Here is a 420-nt window from a genome sequence, read left to right as displayed (position 1 = left end):
AAACTCGACAATGGCTCGTCCATCACCATCAAGGCTGGCGACACCGTCGGCACCGTGACCGTCCCGGCGCCAAGCGATGACGTGTTCATCGACAAGAGCACGCAGACCGTCAAGATCACTGACGCTACTGGTGGCAACTTCGAGAAATTGGAAGTTGCAGGTAATGGCGCAACCACCACAATCAACGACACTATCGACAAAGTGGATGTGGTACTGACCGCCACCAACAGCGTTGGTGAAGGTGGCAACATCGTTTACACCGCGTCTCTGGTTGATAAGTCGGGTAATGCGGTGACTAACATCACCAACCCGCTGACCGTCACCCTGGATAATGGCCAAACCATCACTATTGGCGTGAACCAGTCCAGCGGCACCGTCACCACTGTGGCGCCGAACGACGTATACAAAGGCGACCAGACC

1 protein-coding gene is annotated in these 420 nt (G+C 55.5%); it reads left to right on the top strand.

Translation table 11 applies throughout. From position 1 onward, the window contains the following. The coding region (locus M5B97_RS27575) for an immunoglobulin-like domain-containing protein (RefSeq protein ID WP_248733239.1) at window positions 1-420 on the top strand (420 nt) is incomplete at both ends.

The organism is Pseudomonas sp. MWU13-2517 (assembly GCF_023242545.1).
Taxonomy (GTDB): domain Bacteria; phylum Pseudomonadota; class Gammaproteobacteria; order Pseudomonadales; family Pseudomonadaceae; genus Aquipseudomonas.
Note: the sequence above shows the minus strand (reverse complement) of the source record. Positions and strands in the feature narration are given on the sequence as shown.